Raw genomic sequence first — 17,695 nt, forward strand, 5'->3', positions numbered from 1 at the left:
GTCACGGAAGACCTGGGCGTGTCGGGCGGCAAGCTCAGCGTGAACGGCGCGGTCACCATCAGCGACGCCGACGCCGGCGAGTCGACCTTCAATGCGAGCTCCCTCAAGTTCACCGGCAGCACGCATGCCGGTGGCCAGCTGGGCGCAGTCACCATGAACGCCGACGGCACGTACACCTACAAGGTGGACAACGCCGCCGTACAGTTCCTGAAGGCCGGCCAGTCCATCGTCGAGACCTACACGGTCGCGTCCGCTGACGGCACCGCCACCAGCACCATTAGCATCACCATCAACGGCACAAATGACCTGCCGACGGTGACCAATGACGCGAAGTCGGTCACGGAAGACCTGGGCGTGTCGGGCGGCAAGCTCAGCGTGAACGGCGCGGTCACCATCAGCGACGCCGACGCCGGCGAGTCGACCTTCAATGCAAGCTCCCTCAAGTTCACCGGCAGCACGCATGCTGGTGGCCAGCTGGGCGCGGTCACCATCAACGCCGACGGCACGTACACCTACAAGGTGGACAACGCCGCCGTGCAGTTCCTGAAGGCTGGCCAATCTGTCGTCGAGACCTACACGGTCGCGTCCGCTGACGGCACCGCCACCAGCACCATTACCATCACCATCAACGGCACCAATGACCTGCCGGTGATCCAAGCTCAAACCAACCACGGCCTGGAAGACCAAACGGTGTCCGGCAACGTGCTGAGCGGTGCCGGCGACCGGGACAACGATGCACTGAGCGTCGCCGAATTCACCATCAATGGCACGAAGTATGCTGCTGGCGCCACCGCCAACATCGTGGGTGTCGGCTCGATCTTCATCAATGCCGATGGCGGCTATGTCTTCACGCCGAACGCCAACTGGAATGGTGTGGTGCCGCAAATCACCTACACCGTGACGGACGGCACGGGCCAGGTCTCTTCCTCGCTGGACATCGATGTCCTGCCCGTGAACGACGCGCCTGTGTCCAAGGATGGTTTCGGCAGCGTGACCGAGGGCAAGGACTACGTGTTCGGCACGAAGGACTTCGCGTTCTCGGATCCGGTGGAAGGCCATTCGATGAAGTCGGTGATCATCGATTCCCTGCCTTCGGGCGGCACGCTGTACCTCAATGGCCAGGCAGTGACGCAAGGCCAGGAGATCAGCGCGGCGGATCTCGCCGGCGGCAAGCTGGTATACACGCCGAACACCTCGAACGTTGGCGAGAACGCGGGCGCGTCCTTCCAGTTCCAGGTCAAGGACACCGGCGGCACTGCCAACGGCGGCCAGGACACGTCCAGCGAGCAGACGTTCACGCTGCATGTCGACCAGTTCACCACAGGCAATAACGGCGACGAAACCGTGAAGGGCGGATCCGGCGACGACGTGTTGTTGGGCGACCAGGGCGGCATGGTGAAGAATGTGACGCCGGGCGCGAGCTATAACATCGCGCTGGTGTTGGATCTGTCGGGTTCGATGGACTATTACTGGGGCAGCGGATCCAACCAAGAGCGACGCCTCGAGACCGCCAAGAAGGCCCTCAAGGCGCTGCTTGAAAATCAGCTGGCGATGCACGATGGCACCATCAACGTGTCACTGATCACCTTCGCGGATAGCAGCGCCAAGCTGCAGAAGGAAATCTCTGGCCTGAACTCCAGCAATGTCGACGAAATGGTAGACATTCTGATGGGTCTGAAGGCTGACGGAGGTACTCCCTATGGCGCTGCCTTCCACGAAGCCAAGGACTGGTTCGACGGCCAGCCCACGGTAGATGCCAACGGCAAACCGTACGAGAACCTGACGTTCTTCCTGACGGACGGCGAGCCTACCTCCGAAGGGTGGTGGGGCTATGACCGAGACGCCGAGTTCAACTCCCTGGCCGGCGTGAGCGACGTGCACGGCATAGGCATCGGCTCGGGTGTATCCACTTCCACACTTAATCAGTACGACAACACCGGCGGCCGCTATACCTCTGGCGGCGAGGTCTACGTGAACTTCTCCGGAACCTCGGGAGCGAATAATCCCGCCAACTGGCAGAAGGATGGAGACGGCTCTGCGGCGAAAAGCGGCAATGCGATGCGCCTCACCGACACGACGGCGGACGGTAAAGAATTTACCGTGACCATGAATGCCGCCAACAAGATGGTCGTGAACAGCGCCGGCGGCGCCACGTTCAGCTTCGACGCAAGCGTCGCCAACAAGGGAACCGGCGATACCTTCAAGTGGGTGTTGTTGAAGTGGAATGGCACCGCCTGGGCGCCGGTGGAGTCGGGCTCGGAAGCCAACACCCGCTCGAGCATCCACGGCCCTGGCCAGTACCTGTATCAGTTCACCCTCAATGACAAGAGTTCGAGCAACAGCGCGTTCCGAGTAGATATCGACAATATCCGCTCGTACACGTCGGGCCGCACCGACAACTCGCAAGTGGTGCTGAGCCCGTCGGACCTGGAGTCGGCGCTGGCCGGTGGCAGCACAACTACCGAACTGGCCCCGGTCGGCAACGACAAGATATTCGGCGGCGACGGCAACGACATCCTGTTCGGCGACACGGTCAATACCGATCAGTTGCCCTGGGGCATTGGCGGCAATCCGGCCAAGCCGGCCGACCTGGGTGACGGCGCTGGCCTGGATGGTCTGAAGCAGTTCCTGCTGCTGAAGAACGGCGTGCAGCCCACGGATGCCGATCTGCACAAGTTCATCCTGGACAATCACTCGATCTTCGATGTGCAGGGCGACGCGCGCGGCGGCAATGACGAATTGCACGGCGGCAATGGCAACGACATCATCTACGGCCAGGGCGGCAACGACACCCTGTACGGCGATGCTGGCAATGACACGTTGTATGGCGGCACCGGCAGCGACACGTTGTACGGCGGCGACGGCAATGACGTCCTGATCGGCGGCCAGGGCAACGACATCCTTGTCGGCGGCGCAGGCAGCGACACGTTCAAGTGGGAACTCAACGACCAGGGCACCGTCGGTGCCCCGGCCGTGGACACAATCAAGGATTTCTCGAAGGCCTCGATCGCCGATGGCGGCGATGTCCTGGACCTGAAGGAACTTCTCGTGGGCGAGCACGACGGCAACTTGTCGCAGTATCTGAACTTCAAGCAGGATCCGGCCAACTCCAACAACACGCTCGTCGAGATCAACACCCAGGGCAAGCTTGGCACCCAAGGCGCCGACCAGAAGATCGTGCTGGAAAACGTGGACCTCACGCATGACGCCAACGGCCAGGTCATGAGCAACCAGGCCATCATCAATGACCTGCTGCAGAAGGGGAAGCTGAACGTCGATCACAGCTAAGCCCTAGGCATCAAGGGGACGGCGGGCAGCCGCCCTCCCCTTGAACCCGCCATATTTTTTGCTGACACGTCTTTCATGAGTCGGAAAAATGTGAAAATCCGTTTCATGTCTTCGACTCACCGTTACCGCGGCTTTGTAAACCTGTGTCGGCTGGTATTGCTGTGCCTGGCTTGCGTCTGGGGCGGAAGTTTCGCGCTGGATCTCAGCTCGGAACGGCTGCAAAGCCTGGCCGCCAGCCGCTATGGCGCGAAGGGCGCGAAGTCTGTTGGCAACTGGCTGCAGTTGATGCGCAGCCCGCCCCCGTCACAAGAACGGGACAAGCTGACGCTCGCCAACGATTTCTGGAACCAGGCGCTGCTGTCCGCCGAAGACATCACCCTCTGGAAGCAGGCCGATTACTGGGCCACGCCGCTCGAATCGCTGGGCCGAGGCGCCGGCGACTGTGAAGACTACGTCATCGGCAAGTACTTCACCCTGTTGGCGATGGGTGTGCCCGCCAACAAGCTGCGTTTCATCTACGTCCGCGCGCGCGTGGGCGGGCCGGCCAGCAGCAGCCAGGTCGCCCACATGGTGCTGGGCTACTACGACACGCCAAACGCTGTTCCGCTGGTGCTGGACAGCCTGATCTCAACCATCTTGCCGGCCACGCAACGTCGCGACCTGACGCCGGTATTCAGTTTCAACGCCGACGGTGTCTACGTTGACGGCAAGCCTGCCGCGCCGGTTGACCGACTCAGCCGCTGGCGTGATCTACTTCAACGCATGGAACGGGACGGCATACGCCCCTGATGGCCGGAAACAAGACTATGTCCATACTTCGACAGTTACTGCTTAGCGTGACCCTCGCGATCGGCGTCATCCTGCTGGGCACGTTGGCGCTTAGCATCAACTCGGCGCGCGAATACCTGTCTGGCCAGTTGCAGGTGCAAAGCACCGACGCGGCCGTGTCGCTGGCATTGTCCTTGTCGCAACCCGCCAATAACGATCCGGTGCTGCAGGAATTGCTGATCTCGGCACTGTACGACGGGGGGCATTTCTCGCTGGTGCGTCTGGCGGACCCCGAAGGCAAGGTGCTGATCGAACGCAAGTCCACGGCCACGCCGAATGCGGTTCCCGCCTGGTTTCAGAAGCTGGCGCCGCTGGACACGCAACCGGCCAGCCACGCGGTCAGCGACGGCTGGCGTCAGGTGGGTGAAGTGACCTTGATCGCCAATGACGCTTACGCCTGGGAAGCCCTGTGGCGCAGCAGCGTGAAGATGATCGCGCTGGTGGTCGGCGCCGGCGTGTTGTGGGCCGTGTTTGCTTTTGTGCTGGTGGGGTGGATCAAGAACCGTCTGCTGCGCGAGATCAGCGACCATGTCCGCAGCATCGGCCAAGACACCCCGCCCGAACAAGTCGAGGCGCGCGTGCCCGAGTTGTCTGGCGTGGTGCAGGCGTTGAACCAGACCCGCGAGCGCGTGTACGCCAGCGTGGAAGAACAGAATGCCAAGATCGAATCGCTGGAACTGGAACTGAACCAGGATCCGGTCACCCGCTTGCCGAATCGCAAGTATTTCGTGAATGAATTCCGGCGCGCGCTGGAAGCGCCGACGGTGGCGGGCGGGCACGTGCTGGTGTTCCGCCAACGCGACCTGGCTGACCTGAACCGCCACATGCCGCGCGAATTCATCGACCAATGGCTACGCGCCGCGTGCGAACGGATTCAGGGTGCGCTGAAGGCGCTGCACGTGGCGTCGCCCTTGCTGGCCCGCCTGAACGGTTCGGACTTCGCGTTGTTGCTGCCGGGCTGCGCGGCGCCACAGGCCATGATGGTGGCCGAGCAGCTCCGGGCCGACCTGCATGCCACGCGCATTCCCGTGGGTGAAGGCCACCTTTGCCGCTGGGCCCTGGCCATGACGGACTACGGCCAGGGCAACCAGGCCGGCCCGGTACTGGCGCGCCTGGACTTCGGCCTGATGCGCGCGGAAAGCGCCAACAACGATCAGGTCGTGATCGCGGGCGCGACGGATATGCAATCGCCATCGGAATCGGGAGAGCGGGCCTGGAAGGACGCTATTCTGTCCGCGCTGGAAGACAAGCACTTCGAACTGGCCACGGAACGGCTGCTGGCGGCCGACGGCACCGCCTTGCGCACCGAGGCCATGCTGATGCTGCGCACGTCCGCCGATCAGGTTGCCATTCCCGCCACGCTGTTCATCCCCCCCGCCGTGCGCCTGGATCTGGTGGCGGATTGCGACCTGGAATCGGTGCGCCTGGGCCTGGATTGGCTTGCCGCCCATGACGGTGAACTGGCGGTGCGGGTCGCCCTGCCGTCCTTGCGCGGCCAGAAGTTCTTCCGCCAATTGGCCCTGATGCTGACGGAACACCGGCCCTTGGCCCATCGTCTGTTTCTGGAGATTGATGCGCATGGCCTGGTGGAATGCCATGAGCAGATCGCCACGCTGGCCCGCGTTGTCTCGGACTTTGGCGCGCATATTGGCGTGCGCCGTCTGGCGCAGCAATTCGGCGCGGTGGCCCAATTGCACACGCTGCCTTTGTCCTACGTAAAACTGGGCGGTGGCTTTGTGGGGGGAATGTCGCAAAGCCCGGGCAGCCAACAGTTGACGGCCTCGGTGTTGGAAACCGCTCGTGCCTTGAACATCGACGTATACGCCGAAGACGTGCCGGACGCTGAAACGCAGCGCATCCTGGCCGGCTTGGGCATCGAGGTCATGCGTGGTCCGGGCGTGAAGCGCGTGGCAAACCCGGCGTAGCCGCGCCGCGCATCAACGACGCATCAACGAATAAGCCGCCCGGGTTTGACCCCGGGCGGCTATTTTTTTGCGTGGCTGCCGCGCAATGACGACTCTATTTCTTCGCCTGCTGGTACAGCGGCAATACTTGCTGGGCGGCGGCTTGCAGATCAGTGATGCGAGACTCGGCCGAGGGGTGCGTCGACAAGATTTCCGGCGGCGCACTGCCGCTACTGGCCGCCCCCATCTTTTGCCATAACGTCACGGCGGCGCGCGGGTCGTACCCTGCCCGGGCCGCCAGTTCGACACCCATGCGATCCGCTTCTGTTTCATGCGTGCGGCTGTTGGGCAACGAGAACATCACGTCGGTAAGCTGGCCGCCCAGGTCGGAGGCGGCGCTGGAACCCGTGGCGATGGACAGCACGGACAAGCCCAGGTTCGTTGCCATCTGCTGCGAAACGCGCTCGCGCGCATGCTCGCGCAACGCGTGAGCAATCTCGTGGCCAATCACCGCGGCAAGCTCATCGTCGGTGGGTTTGATCTTCGAGATCAGGCCGGTATAGACGGCGATCTTGCCTCCGGGCATGCACCAGGCGTTGACCTCGTCGCTGGACAAGACGTGGACTTCCCATTTCCAGCCCGCCGCATCTGGGCGAAAAATGCCCGCCTGCGCAACAAGCCGCTGGGAAATGGTGCGCACGCGCGACAATTGCTGCGCATCACGATCCAGCAAGCCCTTGGCTTGCGCCTGTTTGAGGATGTCGGCGTATTGCTGGCTGGCTTCCTGCTCCAGCGCTTGGGACGGCACCAGGCTGGACATGTACTGCGTCCGGTTGACGCCGATGGCGCCGGACTGCGTGGTGTTCATGCCGGTACAGCCCGCCAACACGGCCAGGGCAAGCGCGGCCCCAGCGCCGCGCAACAGATGACGTTTACGATTCATGACGGCCTCCTGGAAACGATGGCGAGAATGCCGGGGGGATCAGAGGGGATCGCCGCACTGCCCGCGGTGGCGCAGCGCGTGGTCGATCAGCACCAGCGCCAGCATGGCTTCCGCGATGGGCGTTGCGCGAATGCCGACGCAAGGGTCGTGGCGGCCCAGCGTTTGCACCATCACGGGTTCGTTCGCGCGGTTCACCGAGCGACGTTCCACGCGGATGCTGGACGTGGGCTTGATGGCCAGCGATACGGTGATCGGCTGGCCCGTTGAAATGCCGCCCAACACGCCGCCGGCGTGATTGGTCAGAAAGCCATCAGGCGTGATTTCGTCACCGTGCTCGGAGCCGCGCTGCGCAATGCAGTCAAAGCCCGCGCCGATGGACACGCCCTTCACGGCGTTCAGCCCCATCATCACGTGCGCGATGTCGGCGTCCAGGCGGTCATAGATGGGTTCGCCCCAGCCCGCGGGCAGGTTTTCGGCTACGACTTCAATGCGCGCGCCGACGGAATCGCCATCGCGGCGCAACTGGTCCATATAGGCTTCCAGTTCCGGCACGACCTCGGCGTTGGGTGCGTAGAAGGGGTTGTTGGGCACTTCGTCCCAGGACAGGAACGGGATGGCCACCGGGCCCAACTGGCTCATGTAGCCGCGCACCTTGACGCCGTATTGCTCGGCCAGCCACTTCTTGGCGATGGCGCCCGCCGCGACCGTGGGCGCCGTCAGGCGGGCCGATGAACGGCCACCGCCGCGCGGGTCACGCACGCCGAACTTGCGCCAGTAGGCGTAATCGGCGTGGCCGGGCCGAAACGTGTCGGCGATGTTTGAATAGTCTTTGCTGCGGGCATCGGTGTTGCGGATCAGCAGGCCAATCGGCGTGCCGGTGGTGACACCTTCATATACCCCGGACAGGATTTCGACCTGATCGGCTTCCTGGCGCTGCGTGACATGGCGCGAGGTGCCCGGGCGGCGGCGATCCAGTTCCAACTGGATATCGGACGCGTCCAGGCTCAACCCCGGAGGGCAGCCATCCACGACGCAACCGATAGCCGGCCCGTGGGATTCGCCGAAATTCGTGACGGTAAAAAGAGTACCTAGGGTATTGCCGGGCATAGGAAGTCAACAGGTCGGGTTTGCAAGCAACCCCGATTATGACACCGCCAGGGCCAAAGCCTGGATTTCAGCAGCCGGCGCTGGCCGCCCAAGTAGAAAACCCTGCATCACGCGGCAGCCCAACGATTTCAGGATTTCGCGCTGGCCTTCGGTTTCAACGCCTTCGGCCACGACAGGCAGCCGCATCGCCTGGCATAGGCCGAACAGCGCCGAGACGACCTCGCGGCTGCCAGCGTCGGACTCCAGCGCGGAAATGAAGCTGCGATCAATCTTCACCCAATCAATGGGCAAATGGCGCAGATGATTCAGGCTGGAATAACCGCAACCGAAATCGTCCAGCGCAATGCCGATGCCCTGGGCGCGCAGCGTGTTCAGCATCTTCACGTGCCTTTCGTAGTGCAGGATGAAGATCGATTCCGTGATCTCCAGCACCAGCTTGCGCGGCGACAGTTGCGTGGTGGCCAAGACGTCGGACACCAATTGCACCAGCCCGTCTTCATTCATCTGCTTGACGGACAGGTTCACATGCACACGCCAGGCCGGCGGCCACAAGGCGGCCTGCGAACACGCGCGTTCCAGAATCCAAGCGCCCAGGGGCACAATCAGCCCGCTGCGCTCGGCCAGCTCAATGGTGACGGCTGGCGACACACTGCCCAGCGTCGGGTGATGCCAGCGCAACAGCGCTTCGCACCCCTGCACCACGCCCGAGCCGCTATCGCAGACCGGCTGGTAAAAGAGCTCGAATTGCTCCATGGCCGGCGTGGTCAAGGCCAGCCGCAGGTCATTCTCCAGACCCTGCTGGTCTCGGTGCCGCGCCAACAGTCGGAAATCGAACAGATTCCACCCTGGCCCGCCGCGCTCCTTGAGGGGCACCAGCGCCACCTGCACGCAACGTTGCAGTTCTTCAACCGTGCGCCCATGTTCCGGGTACAAAGCCGCGCCCACCCTGAACACAGCGATCAGGGGACGCCCACCTAGTTCATAGGGCTCGCTCAGGTCTTCCAGCAATTTGGTGGACACCTGGGCGGCGCCCACCTCGTCCACTTCCGGCACGCAGATGGTGAAGGTGTCGGTGCCGCTGCGGGCGACCATACCGCCCAGCGTGCGCGTGATCAGGCTCAGGCGGTTGGCGACATGCACCAAAAGCGTCTGGTCTTCGCCCGCGCGCAGCATGGCGCTGATCTCGGCGTATTGCTCGAAACTGACAAGAAAAAACGCGCCTCGGCGCGCAGGCCCGTCTTTTTGCGCCAGCCAGACTCGGGCGCGCCGATGCAATTCCTGCTGGCTCAAGACGCCGGTCAGCTCGTCGCGCGTCAGGCGGTGACGCAGCGCACGATCGCGGCGCACGAAAAACCAACTTATCGCTGCCAGTGCGCCCGTGAGCGTCAGGCACAGTGCGAGCAGGTAACTCTCACGCACGGAGCCCCCTATCTAGATACCTTTGGCGTTGCGGTCCAGGAAAGAACCCAAAGGCTGTAACATTTTTTAAATTATGCATTATTTTCGCAAAAAAACGCCACACTTCGGAGGCAACGCGCCTCTTTTCCTTGAAATCTGAAGGCTCTTTACTCGCTTGCGGGTGGTCATGTCGGTCCTTGGTCGCAGAGTGCCGGCCGGTCCCTTGACCCATGCCCTGCCCTTACTACGACAGCGAAGCCCCAAAAATTAATACGCCCTGTCTCAATAGTTCTCAAGCTTGCGATCATCACAATCGAAATAATTGCATAGCTCGTCTGACGTTGCGCCGAATTTCGTAATATTCTGTACGTTATGTGACATGCCGAATTACAGTGTAAGCGGTGCCGCTGGAGTATTAGTAACGTGTGTCACGTTTCTTATCCAGGCTTCTTTACGTCGAGCACCCTCGTTGCCCGACGCCCTTTAACCGGCGGCCATGTAGTCTTCGACACGCGCGCTTGCTGCCCGCAAAGGGAACTCAACCACATGTCGACATTACGCCGATTACTTTTTTGCACTGCTCTCCTGGTCGGCTTCATCCTGCTTGGCGCTCAGGCGCTGGGGATGCTGGCCGCCCACCGCTATCTGAACACCCAACTTGCCCAGCAGAGCGAAAGCGGGGCCAGCGCACTGGCGTGGGCCTTGGCGCATGCCTCGTCCAGCCACGAAGAACGGGCGGCATTGGCTGATGAATTGTTTGAACAAGGGCTGTATACGCAGGTGCGCATCACCAACGAAGGCGATGCCTCCGTCATTGAGCGGAACAGCCCGCAGGCCTCCACCGCCCGCAACGGCGATTGGCGCAGTGCCTGGCTGATGGTCCAGGCCCCGTCGATATCGCGTCCCTATGTGTCGTTGGACGGCGGCGCGCGCGGCACGGTAACGGTGCAAGCGGATACCCGACTGGCGCGCGACACGCTGTGGCAAGGTGGCGTCCGGGTCCTGGGGCTGGTGTTGGCGGCAGGCGTCTTCTGGGCGCTTTTTGCCATCAACCTGGTGCGATGGATCGAGACAAGGACGTCGCGCGATATCTGCGAACGGGTACGCGCCTTGGCGCCCGGCCACAATGCCCCGCCAAGCGGATCGTGTGAACTGGCGGGCGTGGACCAGGCCCTGGTTGACGCGCAGCGGCGGGTGGCCGCCACCGTCGAAGAACAGAATGCCAAGATCGAATCACTGCAAAGCGAAATCTACCGGGATCCGATCACCCGCCTATCCAACCGCAAGCATTTCATTGACCAATTCCGAGCGGCGCTGGCCGATAAAACCGGGGAAGCGGGCGGCCACGTCCTGATGTTCCGCCAGCGCGATCTGGCCCAGATCAACCGCCATCTGTCGCGCGCGTTCACGGATCAATGGCTGCGATCCTCGTCTGACCGCTTGCGCAAGCTGATTACCGAATTTGGCGGACCCACGGCGCAACTTGCCCGGATCAGCGGCTCGGACTTCGCGCTCTTGATGCCCCGGACCTCGGCGCCGCAGGCCAGCGTGCTGGCCGAACGGGTGCGACGTGAATTGCGTTCGCTGCGGGTGCCCATGGACAAGTACGGATGGTGCCGATGGGCGCTGGCGATGGCCGCTTACGCCCCCGGTGACAACATGAGCGATACGCTGGCGCGGCTGGACCACGCCCTGATGTGCGCCGAAAGCGCCGAAGACGATCAGATCACCCCCGCCAGCCAGGCGGCCGACAGCACGCGCATCGGTGAATACAGTTGGCACGACGCCCTGGTCACCGCCCTGGAGCAGCATCGGTTTTCGCTATCGGTGCTGCCGCTGCATGCGGTGCAGGGCGAACTGCTGCACCATGAAGCCAGCCTGATGTTGCACGACACGACCGATGGCGATCCCGTTCCGGCTTCGATTTTCATGCCGCCCGCGGTTCGCCTGGGCCTGTCGGCCGAATGCGACATACAGGCTATCCGCTTGGGACTGGACTGGCTGTTCACCCATTCGGCGGCGCTGACGGTGCCGATTTCCTTGGCGTCGCTGGCGCAAAGCTCGTTCCTGTCGCGGCTTGAACGCATGCTGGCCGACCGCCCGGCATTGACCGTGCGCCTGATCATCGAGGTAGATGCCGACGGCTTGATCGAGCAAGCCGCCGATCTGCGCCAGCTTTGCAACATCGTCACCGCTGCGGGCGGCCGCGTGGGCCTGTCGCGGCTGTCGCAGCAATTTGGCGCCATGGAACGGCTGCACGAGTTCCCCGTGTCGTATTTGAAGCTGTGCGGCAGTTTCATTACCGGCTTGCTTTACAGCCCCGGCAGCCAGCACCTGGCCGCCACCGTCATGACCACCGCGGCGACCCTGGGCATGGCCGTCTATGCCGAAGACGTGCCCGACCTGGCCACCCAGGACATCCTGGAAGATCTGGGCGTCCGCGCGATACGCGGGGCTGTCGTAAACTTCGCCCTTACGCGCGAACTCGCGCCGGATCATCAATGGGTTCCTAGTTGACGGAAGGACTGTTTCTTCGCACCCGCTGTTTTTTCCACCAACGCGGTGCACGACGCGCCACCGCCGGATCGCAGGCCCTCTTGTTGCGACTCGGCATGCTGGCGTGCGCGTTCTTCTGGCCTGGCGCGGTGCTGGCCCGTGGCATCACTTCCCCTTACGAAGACCTCCTGCTTGGCTTGACCGCGGGCGTGGCGATGACGTGCGGCCTGGCGTGCCTGATGGCCTGGGTCTGCACCCGGTCGTCGCTTTTTGGCGCGGGCCTGGCCTTCATGGTGCTGGAAGGCGTATTCCGTTCGTTACCCACGCTGCTGCCGCCCGGTGCGTTGCAGGCCGGCTCTTTTGCCGCGCTATTGGCGCTGACCGCTCCGTTGCTGATGGGGTCGCCTCAGCCGGGGTCGCCTCAGCCGGGGTCGCCACATGCCGCCAGGGTTGCAAGCGCCTGCCGCGGCCTCAGCATGGCGCTGGCGTGCGTGGCAGCGTTGGCGCTGATCTTTGTCTATGAAACCGAAAGCGGCCTGATTCCAGCCGTCATCGCCGGAACCTGTGCCTGCCTGAGCGTGGCGCTGACGGCCTGGTTCGCGGTGCAAGCCGTTCAGCGCAAAGCCGGCCGCCCTTTGACAATAGCCTTGGTCTGCATCTATGCGGCATCGGCGTGGATGCTAGGCCATGACGCCTGGCTGTCCAACGGTGCAGACACCACCGGTACGCCGATTGAGCTTGCCAGGATGTTGCTGGTGGCCGGTGCGCTGCTGGGCGTGGCGCTAAGGTGGCACAGCCATGGGCCCATTGCGGTGCGTCGCGGCGTTCACGACCATGCCGATGCCGAACACGTGGCGCAGGGCGAACTGCGCGTGGCGGAACTGGCCGGTGCGCTGGACACGCAACGCCAAATGAACGCTTTGATTTCGCATGAACTGCGGGCGCCGCTATCCACCATCAGTGCGGCGGCGCAATCCCTGGACATGATCCTGTCCGACAGCGGTGAAGCCGTCGACACGCGCCTGGCCCGCATCCACCGCTCTGTGGCGCGCATGACGGAATTGATGGATCAGTTGCTGAATCAGGACCGTCTGGGCGATCAGGCCTGGACGCCGCGAGGCGAACATACCGACCTGGCTGAACTGGCGCGCGACGTGGCGGCGGCGATGCAACCCGACACCGCTCATGCGCTGATGGTTCAAGCGGACGACCCCTTGCCCGTGTTTTGCGACCGTCCGCTGACCAGCGTCGTGGTGCGCAACCTGATTCACAACGCGATCAAATATTCGCCGGCCAATGAACCCGTCAGGGTAGAAACCGGCCAGGTTCGCGTCGGTGACGCGCAAATGGCATGGCTGGCCGTGGTGGACCGTGGCCCGGGTATTGAAGATCAGGAGCAGGCGCGTGTGTTCGAGCCGCATTTCCGGCGTTCCGCGCATCGGGAAACGCAGGGCATGGGTATTGGGCTATATCTGGCTCGCCGCATTTGCCAGAACCAGGGGGGCTCGCTGACCCTGCAGAGCAAGGTCGGCGTGGGCACCCGCTTTGTCATCACCCTGCCCGTCAACGCGCCCGGCCAATCTGGCGCGAATCAGGCCGCGAACACGTAGCCTTGGCCGCGCACCGACAAGACCGGCAGCTTGAGGCCGGCGGTTTGCGCCTTGGCGCGCAGCCGGCTGACCAGCACATCGATGCGGCGCAGTTCGAAGCCACCTGGACTCTCGGGCAAGAACAATTCCGCCAATACCTGGCGGCTGACGGCATTGCCGGCCGCATCCATCAGGGCCATCAGGAACGTCCGTTCCTGCGCGCTCAAGTGCAGCGATGCGCCGTCTGGCGCCACCAGGATCCAGCCCCCGTCCTGCAATGACCAGGTGCTGTCCGCCGATGCCCGCGATTCAGCGTCGGCCGGACGCGGCGCCTTGGCCAGCCGCATGCGGCGAGCCAGGCTGCGAATCACGGAGCTGAGCTCAAGCAAGTCCACGGGCTTGGTCATATAGACGTCCGCGCCGCCCTCCAGGCCGCGCACCCGGTCTTCCAGGGCGCTACGACCTGTCAGCATGACAATGCCTACCGGGCTCAAGGCCCGCAGCCGAGTGGCGACGGAAAAGCCGTCTTCGCCTGGAAGATGCGCATCCAGGATGACGATGTCGCACGGCTGCTCCTGCAGCCGACGATAAAACGCCGCCGCATTGTCACAAGCAAACGCTACCCGAAAACCATAGCCGCCCAGGCCTAACGCCAGTTCCTCTCGGAAGTCGGCGTCATCCTCAAGCAGACCGATACATAGCAAACCATCTGCGCCAGGCATATTCAGAGTGCTTTATATTGAAAATTGTCGACAAATGCCCCATGGATGCGGTATGCGATCCTGAGTGTCCAACAGGCGACAATCTTACGAGATTTACAATGGAAACGAATGATTGCAGTGAAAAAAAGCGTGATATTTCGCTCTCTATCACCGCTTTTTCGCGTAAATCACAAGAATTCGGTATGCGTTTCCGCGCGTTTGACGCCAAGTCTTATCAAGATGAGCAACTGACTTCCAAACTTCCGGCCCAATCCGGGGGTAGACCGGCATAGCGTTCATACCCCGGTTGCGCCTCATACGGATTGCGCAGCAGCTTCATCAAGGTATCGATTTCGCTTGCGTCGCCCGTCTTTGCCGCCCGGATTGCCTCTTCGGCCAGGTGATTGCGCAATACATACAGGGGGTTGACGCGATTCATGCCGTCAGCGATTTCCTGCGCGGGCCGGCCGTCCTGCGCCTGGCGCGCCAGCAGTCTGTCGAGCCAGGCGGCAGCCGCCGGACGGTCGATGAACAGATCTTCGAACCCATTGCGCTGCCCCAGCACCGCGTCCGCCAGCCGGCGCCATGACAGGGTGAAATCAGCCTGGTTGGCGTCCATCAGCTTGAGCAGGTCGTCCAGCAGTTCCTCATCGGCTGGCCGCCATGCCGCCAGCCCCAGCTTGGCGCCCATGCGGTCGTGAAAGGCGCGGGTGAAAACCGCCTCGAACTCGTCCAGCACGGCGCGCAGGCCGTCAACGTCTTGCACCAGCGCATGCAGGCTACCGCCCAGGCGATACAGATTCCATAGCGCCACCGACGGCTGGCGGTTCCAGGAATAGCGGCCTTCCGAATCGGAATGGTTGCACACGTGCCCGAGGCGGAAGCCGTCCATGAAGCCGTACGGACCGTAATCCAGCGTGAGCCCCAGAATGGACATGTTGTCGGTGTTCATGACGCCATGGCAAAAGCCCACCGCCTGCCAGTCGGCCATCAGCCGCGCCGTGCGGTGCGTGACCTCGCGCAGCAAGTTGATGTAGGGCGTCACGTCATCGTGGGAGTCCTGCGATTGGCCCGACGGCGCCTCGCGGCATTGCGGGTAAAAGCGGTCAATGACATAGTCGGCCAGCGTCTTCAACAGTTCCGGCTGTCGGCGCGATGACCAATGTTCAAACGAACCAAATCGAACGAAGCTGGGCGACATTCGCGTCACGATGGCGGCGGTCTCCACGGTTTCGCGCATGACCGGGTCATCCGACACCACCAGCGCCAGTGCGCGCGTCGTGGGAATACCCAGACCGTGCATGGCTTCGCTGGCCAGGTATTCACGCACTGACGAGCGCAACACGGCGCGGCCGTCTCCCATGCGTGAGTACGGCGTCATCCCGGCGCCCTTCAGTTGCAGTTCCCAGCCCCCGTCCGGCCCCTGGACCTCGCCCAACAGGTGGGCGCGCCCGTCTCCGAGCTGGCCCGCCCACACGCCGAACTGATGTCCGCTGTAGACCGCGGCCAGCGTGTCGCCGCCCGGCAGCGGTTCCGAACCGGAAAAAACCTGCAAGAACTCGGGCGTCGTCAGGACGGACGGGTCCAGGCCAAGCAGCGCGGCCGCGTCGGCGTTGGCGTGCAACAGGCGCGGTTTATTCAGCCCTTGAGGCGTCAGGCGGGTATAGAAGGCAGCGGGCAACGCGGCAAACGTATTGACCGCGCGCAGTTCGGATAGGGAGTGTGCATTCATGCGCGTTGGCTCCTGGCGGCGCGCTTGGCGGGCCGCACATAGAAAATGGCGCTAAGGAAAAAGGTAGCCGAAAGGACGATTTCGCCCCAGGCCATCAGCACGGAAAGCGGCATCGGGTCGGACATGGCTCGCACCACTCCTTCCATCAGATACAGCAGCGACAACATGGACGCCCACTGATAGGTGTAGAGGTTCCCGCGCAGGATGCCGCGCAGCGGAAACGCCAGCGGCAGCGCCTTCAACAACATCCAGGATCCGCCCGGCCGCAACGGCGCCACCACGGTTTCCCAGGTCACGCACAGGACGATCAGGGCGAACAGCGAAACCGAGGCCAGCAGGCGCAAACGGGGGTTGAGTTCAAGGTTCATGCTGCTATTATCGCCTGATGAATCGCCCCGCCGAGCCCGTCGCCGCCACGCCGGCGGCTACCAAACCCTCGACCCCGCGCTATTCATGGGTTGTCAGGGCAGGCCTTTTTTTTCGGTTCACCCTGCAACGCGCCGGCGAAGAAAAACTTCTGCAAGTCGCGTCCAGCCTCACCTTCACTACGGTGCTGGCCATCGTGCCCATGCTGGCAGTGGTGCTTTCCCTGTTCACCGCCTTCCCGGTGTTTCAGGAGTTCCGTGTCGCCCTTGAAGACTTCCTTGCCAACAGCCTGATGCCGCCGTCCGTCTCGGACAACATCATGGACTACCTGAACCAGTTCGCGCGCCAGGCGTCCCGTCTGACGGCCATTGGCGGCGCGTTCCTGCTGGTGACTTCCCTGCTGTTGATCATGACGATCGACCAGGCCTTCAATGACATCTGGCATGTGTCGCGCCAGCGGCCGCTACGGCAGCGCGCGCTGGTGTATTGGGCCATCATCACGCTGGGGCCGGTCCTGGCCGGCGCCAGCTTGTGGGCCACCTCTTTCGTGGCGCGCGAATCGCTGGGGCTGGTGCGCGACGTCCCGGAAATCATCAGCATCGCCGTTTCCTTCATGCCGCTGATCCTGACGGGTTTGGGCTTCGCGGCCCTGTTCGTCTTCGTTCCCAACCGGGACGTGCTGTGGCGGGACGCGCTGATTGGCGGGGCCGTGACGGCCATCGTCCTGGAAATCATGAAGTCGGGCTTTGCGTACTACCTGACCCGGTTTCCCACTTACACCATCATTTACGGCGCCTTCGCCACACTGCCGATATTTCTGTTGTGGATCTACCTGTCGTGGCTGGCCGTGCTGTTGGGCGCCATCCTGGCTTCCAGCGCACCGCTGATCCGACTTGGCCGCCGCAAGATCAACCGCTACCCCGGCGCGCAATTCGTGGATGCCCTGGACGCCTTGCGCGCCCTGCGCCGCGCGCAGTCCGCTAATCCGCCGGGCCTGCCCGTCAACGTGCTCGCGTCGCAACTGCGCCTGCACCAAGACGAACTGAACGATGTGCTGGAAAAGCTGAGCGCGATGGGTCTGGCCACCCGCAGCCCGGAAGACCTCTGGGTGCTGACCTGCGATGCCCGCGAAACATCGATGGCGCCGGTCGTGGACAATTTTCTGCTGGATCGCGGCCAGGCCCGGGTGCGAAACGACCCGGAGATCCTGCGCGTCGCCTCGTCCGTGATTTCCCAGGAAAATGCGCCAACGCTGGAAGAACTGTGCGGAGAAGCGCAGAATACCGAAAATGGAGTCGCTCCCCTATTGCAGTTGGAAGCGAACAAGAAATAGCAAAGTATCA

At 63.0% G+C, this 17,695-nt stretch carries 12 protein-coding genes; 6 read left to right on the forward strand and 6 right to left on the reverse strand.

Annotated features, from left to right (window positions below):
- From M2361_RS28370 to M2361_RS28380, 3 genes are all read left to right on the forward strand, one after another.
- The coding region (locus tag M2361_RS28370; RefSeq protein ID WP_310508939.1) for a VCBS domain-containing protein at positions 1 to 3,288 on the forward strand (3,288 nt) is incomplete at its 5' end.
- 105 nt (positions 3,289 to 3,393) lie between these two features.
- Positions 3,394 to 4,077, forward strand: coding sequence for a transglutaminase-like cysteine peptidase (locus M2361_RS28375; protein WP_259253098.1), 684 nt, complete (start codon positions 3,394 to 3,396; stop codon positions 4,075 to 4,077).
- Positions 4,078 to 4,094: 17 nt separating this feature from the next.
- Positions 4,095 to 6,041 carry a LapD/MoxY N-terminal periplasmic domain-containing protein gene (locus M2361_RS28380; protein WP_259253099.1) on the forward strand — a complete coding sequence of 649 codons (1,947 nt, stop codon included), beginning with the start codon at positions 4,095 to 4,097 and terminating at the stop codon, positions 6,039 to 6,041.
- Between the two features lie 94 nt (positions 6,042 to 6,135).
- Here M2361_RS28380 and M2361_RS28385 read toward each other — a convergent pair whose 3' ends face one another.
- From M2361_RS28385 to M2361_RS28395, 3 genes are read right to left on the reverse strand one after another with little or no spacing between them, the layout of a single operon-like run.
- On the reverse strand, positions 6,136 to 6,963 hold the full coding sequence (locus tag M2361_RS28385; RefSeq protein WP_259253100.1) for a M48 family metallopeptidase: 828 nt from the start codon (positions 6,961 to 6,963) through the stop codon (positions 6,136 to 6,138).
- Between the two features lie 39 nt (positions 6,964 to 7,002).
- Entirely contained in the window at positions 7,003 to 8,070 is a 1,068-nt protein-coding gene (gene aroC, locus M2361_RS28390; protein ID WP_088591654.1) for a chorismate synthase, read from the reverse strand.
- A gap of 36 nt (positions 8,071 to 8,106) precedes the next feature.
- Positions 8,107 to 9,489 carry a bifunctional diguanylate cyclase/phosphodiesterase gene (locus tag M2361_RS28395; protein ID WP_259253102.1) on the reverse strand — a complete coding sequence of 461 codons (1,383 nt, stop codon included), beginning with the start codon at positions 9,487 to 9,489 and terminating at the stop codon, positions 8,107 to 8,109.
- Positions 9,490 to 10,092: 603 nt separating this feature from the next.
- Between M2361_RS28395 and M2361_RS28400 the strand changes: the two genes are divergently transcribed.
- The gene (locus M2361_RS28400) at positions 10,093 to 11,985 is read left to right on the forward strand and encodes an EAL domain-containing protein (protein WP_259253103.1); all 1,893 of its coding nucleotides are present in this window, start codon (positions 10,093 to 10,095) and stop codon (positions 11,983 to 11,985) included.
- Positions 11,986 to 12,065: 80 nt separating this feature from the next.
- The gene (locus M2361_RS28405) at positions 12,066 to 13,574 is read left to right on the forward strand and encodes a HAMP domain-containing sensor histidine kinase (protein ID WP_310508940.1); all 1,509 of its coding nucleotides are present in this window, start codon (positions 12,066 to 12,068) and stop codon (positions 13,572 to 13,574) included.
- Here the strand turns inward: M2361_RS28405 and M2361_RS28410 are convergent.
- The 3 genes from M2361_RS28410 to M2361_RS28420 all read right to left on the reverse strand — a co-directional run bounded on the left by M2361_RS28410 (position 13,556) and on the right by M2361_RS28420 (position 16,354).
- Entirely contained in the window at positions 13,556 to 14,275 is a 720-nt protein-coding gene (locus M2361_RS28410) for a response regulator transcription factor (RefSeq protein WP_100855109.1), read from the reverse strand. The genes M2361_RS28405 and M2361_RS28410 overlap by 19 nt on opposite strands.
- 214 nt (positions 14,276 to 14,489) lie before the next feature.
- Positions 14,490 to 15,986 carry a YdiU family protein gene (locus M2361_RS28415; RefSeq protein WP_259253105.1) on the reverse strand — a complete coding sequence of 499 codons (1,497 nt, stop codon included), beginning with the start codon at positions 15,984 to 15,986 and terminating at the stop codon, positions 14,490 to 14,492.
- Complete coding sequence (locus tag M2361_RS28420; protein ID WP_100855107.1) at positions 15,983 to 16,354, reverse strand: DUF2069 domain-containing protein; 372 nt, start codon at positions 16,352 to 16,354, stop codon at positions 15,983 to 15,985. The genes M2361_RS28415 and M2361_RS28420 overlap by 4 nt, the downstream gene beginning before the upstream one ends.
- Positions 16,355 to 16,371: 17 nt before the next feature.
- Between M2361_RS28420 and M2361_RS28425 the strand changes: the two genes are divergently transcribed.
- Positions 16,372 to 17,685 carry a YihY family inner membrane protein gene (locus M2361_RS28425; RefSeq protein WP_259253106.1) on the forward strand — a complete coding sequence of 438 codons (1,314 nt, stop codon included), beginning with the start codon at positions 16,372 to 16,374 and terminating at the stop codon, positions 17,683 to 17,685.
- Positions 17,686 to 17,695 lie beyond the last annotated feature (10 nt).

This window comes from Achromobacter sp. JUb104 (genome assembly GCF_024806975.1).
Classification (GTDB): Bacteria; Pseudomonadota; Gammaproteobacteria; order Burkholderiales; family Burkholderiaceae_B; genus Achromobacter; species Achromobacter spanius.